This is a genomic window from Arthrobacter sp. SPT-J7 (assembly GCF_059089965.1).
Genome location: NZ_JBNHFF010000203.1, coordinates 1 through 5898 on the forward strand (window position 1 = coordinate 1; position 5898 = coordinate 5898).

Annotated in this window: 6 protein-coding genes; 4 read left to right on the top strand and 2 right to left on the bottom strand. The window is 65.6% G+C overall.

Going from position 1 to position 5898, the window contains the following annotated elements:
- Positions 1-28: 28 nt before the first annotated feature.
- Positions 29-1645 carry a monocarboxylic acid transporter gene (locus AC5RWX_RS29305; RefSeq protein ID WP_494099747.1) on the bottom strand — a complete coding sequence of 539 codons (1617 nt, stop codon included), beginning with the start codon at positions 1643-1645 and terminating at the stop codon, positions 29-31.
- Positions 1642-2022 (bottom strand): DUF485 domain-containing protein, encoded by a 381-nt coding sequence (locus AC5RWX_RS29310; RefSeq protein WP_494099748.1) that lies wholly within the window; start codon positions 2020-2022, stop codon positions 1642-1644. The genes AC5RWX_RS29305 and AC5RWX_RS29310 overlap by 4 nt, the downstream gene beginning before the upstream one ends.
- Positions 2023-2201: 179 nt before the next feature.
- Between AC5RWX_RS29310 and AC5RWX_RS29315 the strand changes: the two genes are divergently transcribed.
- From AC5RWX_RS29315 to AC5RWX_RS29330, 4 genes are all read left to right on the top strand, one after another.
- The gene (locus AC5RWX_RS29315) at positions 2202-3407 is read left to right on the top strand and encodes a sensor histidine kinase (protein WP_494099749.1); all 1206 of its coding nucleotides are present in this window, start codon (positions 2202-2204) and stop codon (positions 3405-3407) included.
- 69 nt (positions 3408-3476) lie between these two features.
- Positions 3477-4193 (top strand): LytR/AlgR family response regulator transcription factor, encoded by a 717-nt coding sequence (locus tag AC5RWX_RS29320; RefSeq protein ID WP_494099750.1) that lies wholly within the window; start codon positions 3477-3479, stop codon positions 4191-4193.
- Positions 4190-4540 carry a DUF485 domain-containing protein gene (locus AC5RWX_RS29325; RefSeq protein ID WP_494099751.1) on the top strand — a complete coding sequence of 117 codons (351 nt, stop codon included), beginning with the start codon at positions 4190-4192 and terminating at the stop codon, positions 4538-4540. The genes AC5RWX_RS29320 and AC5RWX_RS29325 overlap by 4 nt, the downstream gene beginning before the upstream one ends.
- A 7-nt stretch (positions 4541-4547) precedes the next feature.
- Positions 4548-5898 (top strand): sodium/solute symporter (locus AC5RWX_RS29330; RefSeq protein ID WP_494099752.1); only part of this gene is annotated, 1351 nt, incomplete at its 3' end.

Consider the following 5898-nt stretch of genomic DNA (forward strand, 5'->3'; position numbering starts at 1 on the left):
CGTGGCGGGTGGTTGATCCGCAGGGGCCTTAGTGGTCCACAGCCTTCTCTGCGCCGACACCGGTAAGGGAACGCACTTCCATCTCTGCCTGCTTGGTTGTGTCCTCACGCGTCTTGTCGGTGATGGTTCCGAGCCAGCCGAGGAAGAACGCCAACGGGATGGACACGATGCCCGGGTTGCTGAGCGGGAACAGTGCGAAGTTTGCGTCCTTGATCATGGAGGTCGCCGCGCCCGAAACCACAGGCGAGAAGATGATCAGGACGATCGCGGCACCAAGTCCGCCATACATGCTCCATACCGCACCGCGGGTGGTGAACTTCCGCCAGAACAGGGAGTAGACGATGGTGGGGAGGTTGGCGGAAGCTGCAACGGCAAAGGCCAGGGCAACGAGGAACGCAACGTTTTGTCCGTTGGCCAGGATGCCGCCCAGGATGGCCAGGACACCGATCACCACTACGGTGCGCCGGGCCACCTTGACTTCAGTCTCGGCGTCGGCCTTGCCCTTGGAGATCACGCTGGCGTAGATATCGTGGGCGAATGATGCGGCAGCGGTGATGGTCAGGCCTGCCACAACAGCGAGGATGGTCGCGAAGGCCACGGCGGAAATGAAGCCCAGGAGCAGCGGCCCACCCAGGTAGAAGGCCAGCAGCGGGGCCGCGGCATTCACGCCACCGGGAGCTGAGCGGATCGTTTCAGGGCCGACCAGTGCAGCTGCACCGTAGCCCAGGACCAGCGTGAACAGGTAGAAGAGGCCGATCAGCCAGATTGCCCACACCACGGACTTACGGGCTTCCTTGGCCGTGGGAACGGTGTAGAAGCGCATCAGGACGTGCGGCAGCGCGGCGGTGCCCAGAACCAGCGCCAGTGCCAGCGACATGAAGTCCAGCTTGGACGTGTCACTCTTTCCGTACTGCAGGCCCGGGTTCAGGACGGCAGGGTTGTTGGCCGTCTCCACCGCTGCGCCAAGCAGGCTGGAGAGATTGAAGCCGTAGATCGCCAGGACCCACAGGGTCATGACCGCCGCCCCGGCGATGAGCAGGACTGCCTTGATGATCTGCACCCAGGTGGTGCCCTTCATGCCGCCGATCAGTACGTACATGATCATGAGGGCGCCGACGACGATAATCACCAATGCCTGGCCGCCCCAGTCACTGATGCCCAGCAGCAGCGAGATGAGGCTGCCGGCACCGGCCATCTGGGCCAGGAGGTAAAAGAAGCAGACTGCCAGCGTGGAGATGGCGGCGGCAATGCGCACCGGGCGCTGCTTCAGCCGGAAGGACAGCACGTCCGCCATGGTGAACTTGCCGGTGTTGCGCAGAAGTTCAGCGACCAGCAGCAGCGCCACCAGCCAGGCCACCAGGAAGCCGATGGAGTACATGAAGCCGTCGTAGCCGTTGATGGCGATGGCGCCCGTGATGCCCAGGAAGGATGCGGCGGAGAGGTAGTCACCGGCGATGGCTGTACCGTTCTGGGAGCCGGTGAACGAACGCCCCGCGGCATAGTAGTCGGCGGCAGTCTTGTTGTTCCGGCTGGCGCGCAGCACGATGATCATGGTCACGGCCACGAACAAAGCGAAGACACCCATGTTCAGCAGGGTGGTTTCCTTGAGGGCGGCGACATCCACCGCTGCAGGAATCCCGATCATTTGTTTACCCCGCCCACTCGGTTGCCATCCTTATCAAATTCGTGCCCTTCAATTTCATTACGGATGTCCGCGGCGATAGGGTCGAGCCGCCGGTTGGAGTAGCTGACGTACCAACTGGTGATCGCGAACGTCGAGACGAACTGCAGCAACCCAAGAATCAGGCCAACGTTGATGTTGCCCCAGACCTTGGTGGACATGAAGTCGACGGCGTAGTCCGCCAGCAGGACGTAGGCGAAGTACCACAGCAGGAATGCGACTGCCATGGGAAAGACAAAGCTGCGGTGACGCTTGCGCAGTTCCTGGAACTGCTCGGTCGACTGGACTTTTACGAAGTCCACGGACGCCGCTGCGTCCGGAGTGTGGGCATCCTTACCCATCGTTCCTCCTCATTGAGACTTGCCTTGGACACACCGCCGCAAATCCCAGGCAGGGATAGCGCAATGTGACTCCAATCACTCTGCTGGGGCCACGTCCAGGATGCCAGACCTGGCCCGCGCGCGGTCGCTCAGCGGTCGGGATGCTGCGACAAACGGCACCCGCCGTTACGCTGGGCACCATGCTGGACTCCCCCCTCCTGACAGCCGCGGCCGTGGCCGTTATTGCCATGGCCGTGGCCGTCGTCGTCGGCGTGGGGCTGAAGGTGCTGCGGTCCTTCCGGGACCTGGGTACCGACGCCGAACGGGCCACTTATCACACGCTCCACGCCGCGTCTCAGGCCGGTCAGCACCTTCGGCGCGGATTGAACCCGGCCGGCGCAGCAAAAGCGAGCCGGCAACTGCGAGCGCTGCTTGGTTGTGATGCCCTGGCCATCACGGACACGGTGGGGGTCTTGGCGTGGGATGGTGCGGCAGAGGAATTGCGGCCGCACCTGATGGCGCTGGCCGAAGGAGTGCTCGCGGGCGGGCGGATGGCCGTTATCCCGGCGGGCCGCCCCGCTGCGCCGGGCATCTCCAGGGAGGGTACCGGCGGCCACCTCGCTGCGGTCATTGCGCCCGTGAGGGCCGGGACCAGGGTGGTGGGCGCTGTCGCCGCCTTTGCACCGTCGGCAGGAGCGGGCCTGGTGCGGGCGACAGGAGAGGTGGCCGACTGGGTGGCTGCGCAGGTGGAGCTTGCTGAGCTGGACGCGTCACGGACGCTGTTGATGGAGGCCGAGGTGCGTGCGTTGCGTGCCCAGATCAGCCCGCATTTCATCTACAACTCGCTCAATGCCATTGCTTCCTTCATCAACACCGACCCCGCCCGTGCCAGGGAGCTGGTGGTGGAGTTCGCCGACTTCACCCGCTACTCGTTCCGCCGGCACGGGGAGTTCACCACCCTTGCCGAGGAGCTCCGCTGCATCGACCGCTACCTGTTGCTGGAGCGCGCCCGCTTCGGTGAGCGGGTACAGGTGAGCCTGCGGGTGGCGCCGGAGGTACTCAGCACCGTCATCCCGTTCCTCAGCCTCCAGCCGCTGGTGGAAAACGCCGTCCGGCACGGGTTGGAGGCCAAGGAAGGCCCGGGGCATATCACCATCACGGCTAATGACGCCGGTGCCTTCGCCGAGGTGACCATCGAGGACGACGGTGTCGGCATGGACCCGGCACAGCTGCAGTCCATGCTGGCCGGCCACACTGAGGGTGACCACGTAGGCCTCCGCAATGTCGACGCGCGGCTGCGCCAGGTCTACGGCAACGACCACGGCCTGGTCATCGAGACAGCGCCCGGAGAGGGCACCCTGATCACCATGCGGGTGCCGAAGTCCCAGCCCGGCCACGATGCCTGACCTGCAGAACGGACTGCGACCTGATGCTCCCCTGATCCGCTGCCCTGGGGCGGAAGCTACCCTAGGAACATGATTAACGTCCTCGTCGTTGATGATGAGCTGCCCGCCGTTGAGGAACTGGCTTTCCTCCTGGGGCGGGACGACCGCATCGGCACCGTCTTTCGCGCCACATCAGGCACCGAAGCCCTTCGGGCTTTGGCAGCCGGTCCGGTCGACGCCGTCTTCCTGGACATCCATATGCCGGCGGTGTCCGGGCTGGATATTGCGCGCGCCATCTCCGCCACAAGGAATCCCCCTGCGGTGGTTTTCGTGACCGCGGACGAGGACCACGCCCTCAAGGCCTTCGAACTCGCCGCGGTGGATTACCTGCTCAAGCCGGTCCGGGCCGAACGGCTGGCACGGTCGGTGGGTCGCATCAGCGAACTGCGCGACGGCGGTACGGCGGCTGAGATGATCACCGTGGACCAAGGCGGCACTACCAAAATGATCAGGCGCGACGACGTCACGTACGTACAGGCCCAGGGCGACTATGCCAGGCTGCACACCGCAGATGCGAGCTACCTGATCAGGGTGCCCCTGGCCGACCTCGAACAGCAGTGGGCGGACGCCGGGTTCATCCGGACGCACCGCTCCTACCTTATTGCCCTGAAGCATGTGACATCCATGAAACTGGCAGCGGACGGGCCCAGTGTCACCGTTGCAGGTGCCGGCCTTCCCATCAGCCGGCGCCACCTGCCAACGGTGCGGGAGAAGCTGGGCGCCACCCGGATCAGGCCGCACGCATGACGAGGGTACGGGTCACTGCACCGCGTTCCGCAGCGCTTCCTCCCAGGGACAGCCGGGAAGCGGCGCAGGACTCAGAGGTGGGGCAGGTTTTCGTCCGGTCCCTGATCCGGTCCCAGCTGCGGCTGGCCCTGGTGGTGGCCGCGGGGTTCCTGCTGATCCTTGGCGCCTTTCCGCTGCTGCTGGCCGTGGTGCCCGGCCTGGCGGAAACCCGCATCGCGGGCATTCCCTTCGACTGGCTTCTCCTGGGCGCAGGCACCTATCCCCTGATCGGGCTCAGCGCCTGGCTGTACATCCGGACCGCAGCACGCAACGAAGTGCGGTACCGGGACCTGGCCAAGGACCAGTGACGGCACCATGAATCCAGGCGTGGCCATAGCTGCGCTCGCCGTGGTGTCCGTGGCCACTGCGGTGATCGGCTTCTACGGCCTGCGGATCTCGCGGACCACCGGTGATTTCTATGTTGCATCCCGGACGGTGCGGCCCTGGTGGAATGCCTCGGCGATCGGCGGCGAGTACCTGTCCGCGGCAAGCTTCCTTGGAGTTGCCGGCCTCATCCTGCTGTCCGGGACGGATGCCCTGTGGTTTCCGGTCGGCTACACCGCCGGCTACCTGATGCTGCTGCTGTTCGTGGCAGCCCCGCTGCGGCGCTCCGGGGCGTACACCATTCCCGACTTTACTGAAGCCAGGCTGGATTCCAGGGCTGTCCGGAAGGTCACCAGCCTAGTGGTGGTGCTGGTGGGCTGGCTGTACATTGTGCCGCAGCTCCACGGCGCCGCTTTGACCATCCGGATCACCACAGGCCTGCCGTCCTGGGTGGGATCGGTGGCCGTGGTGATTGTTGTGTGCCTGACAGTGGTTGCCGGCGGCATGCGTTCGATCACTTTTGTCCAGGCTTTCCAGTACTGGCTCAAGCTGACGGCCCTGGCGGTTCCCATCCTGTTCATCATCCTTATGCTCGCTGGAAACGGCACTCCTGCCCTGTCTCCGCCTGCCGTGAACCCCACCGGCCTTGCCCCCGCCAGCCTTTACCAGAACGTGTCGCTGCTGGTGGCCCTCCTCTTCGGGACCCTCGGGCTTCCCCACGTACTGGTCCGCTTCTACACCAACCCTGACGGGCAGTCTGCCCGGCGGACCACGCTCATTGTCCTGGGCCTGCTGTCCGTGTTCTACCTGTTTCCCACGGCCTACGGGCTCCTGGGCAGGGTGTTCGCGCCCGGCCTCGCCCGCGCCAACCAGGCCGATGCCATGGTGCTGCTGCTCCCCGGCGAACTGGTGGGCGGCCCCGCCGGAGACCTGCTGTCAGCCCTTGTGGTGGCCGGCGCCTTTGCCGCCTTCCTCTCCACCACGTCCGGCCTGGTGGTATCCCTTGCCGGTGTGATCAGCCAGGACGTCCTTGGCGCCGGCGTGGGTGGCTTCCGGCTCGCTGCGGTGATCTCCATCGTGGTGCCGCTGGGGTTAGCGTTCATGACGGATTCCCTGGCCCTCGCCGGGAGCGTGGGCCTGGTTTTCGCGTTCACCGCGTCCACCGTCTGCCCGGTGCTGCTGCTGGGCATCTGGTGGCGGGGACTGACCGACGCCGGCGCCATCGCCGGGATGGTGACCGGCGGGGTACTGTGTGGCGGCGCCATGATCGCCGGCGCCGTGGCAGGCGCTTCCAACCTCGCGCCCTGGCTGGCGCAGCCGGCAGCCTGGACCGTGCCGGCGG

Excerpts from the sequence above, each read along its gene's own strand:
- AC5RWX_RS29310 (WP_494099748.1), bottom strand. The coding sequence starts at position 2,022 with ATGGGTAAGGATGCCCACACTCCGGACGCAGCGGCGTCCGTGGACTTC.
- AC5RWX_RS29315 (WP_494099749.1), top strand. The coding sequence starts at position 2,202 with ATGCTGGACTCCCCCCTCCTGACAGCCGCGGCCGTGGCCGTTATTGCC.
- AC5RWX_RS29305 (WP_494099747.1), bottom strand. The coding sequence starts at position 1,645 with ATGATCGGGATTCCTGCAGCGGTGGATGTCGCCGCCCTCAAGGAAACC.
- AC5RWX_RS29320 (WP_494099750.1), top strand. The coding sequence starts at position 3,477 with ATGATTAACGTCCTCGTCGTTGATGATGAGCTGCCCGCCGTTGAGGAA.
- AC5RWX_RS29325 (WP_494099751.1), top strand. The coding sequence starts at position 4,190 with ATGACGAGGGTACGGGTCACTGCACCGCGTTCCGCAGCGCTTCCTCCC.